Raw genomic sequence first — 622 nt, 5'->3', positions numbered from 1 at the left:
GGATGTGGCATAAAGTTGCTACAGCAACGGCGTTGCACGTTACTATTGAATCCGGGCATTGCTGCTCTCCAGCACAAAGCCACTACGAACAATCCGAAGGGGAAAGGGAGTCATCCATGGCTGCTAGCAAGGTGAAAGATACTGTCGAGGAACTTCAGGCTCAGATTCGCAAGCTGGCTGAGCGCTTCGACAAGGAACGCGAGAAACAGATCAGTCAACTTGAGAAACAGCTGGAGAAGGTGCGCGATCGCCTTAACCAGGAAATGAAGCGTCAGCGGGAGTACTTCGCCAAAGTTGAAAAGCTGCAGGCGGAATACCGTGACCGTGCCACCGCCACCGTCAAGAAACAGATCGAGCGCGCCCGCAAGGCGGCAGAAGATGCCCGCAAACAGGTGGAAACCTCCCAGGGCCGCAAGCGCATCCTGGAAACCGAGGTTCGGGTTCTGAAGGCCACCGCCAAGCAGGCCCACAGCCTGTCCCGGGTTATCGGTCAGTACGAGAAAGACCTGGAAAAACGCGCCAAGGAAATTGAGCGCCGTGTAGCGCCCAAGAAAGCGGCTGCCAAAAAGGCACCGGCGAAGAAGAAAGCAGTTGCCAAGAAGGCTGCTACTCGCAAGGCTCC

1 protein-coding gene is annotated in these 622 nt (G+C 56.3%); it reads left to right on the top strand.

Annotation, left to right across the window (positions count from 1 at the left end):
- Nucleotides 1-116: 116 nt before the first annotated feature.
- Nucleotides 117-622, top strand: a 506-nt coding sequence (locus B3Q33_RS08800) for a hypothetical protein (RefSeq protein WP_286827494.1), incomplete at its 3' end; no start/stop codon positions are given.

This window comes from Alcanivorax sp. UBA3183, assembly GCF_002364155.1.
GTDB classification, from domain to species: domain Bacteria; phylum Pseudomonadota; class Gammaproteobacteria; order Pseudomonadales; family Alcanivoracaceae; genus Alcanivorax; species Alcanivorax jadensis.
The sequence above is the reverse complement of the archived record's forward strand: the minus strand, read 5'-3'. Positions and strand labels throughout refer to the sequence as shown.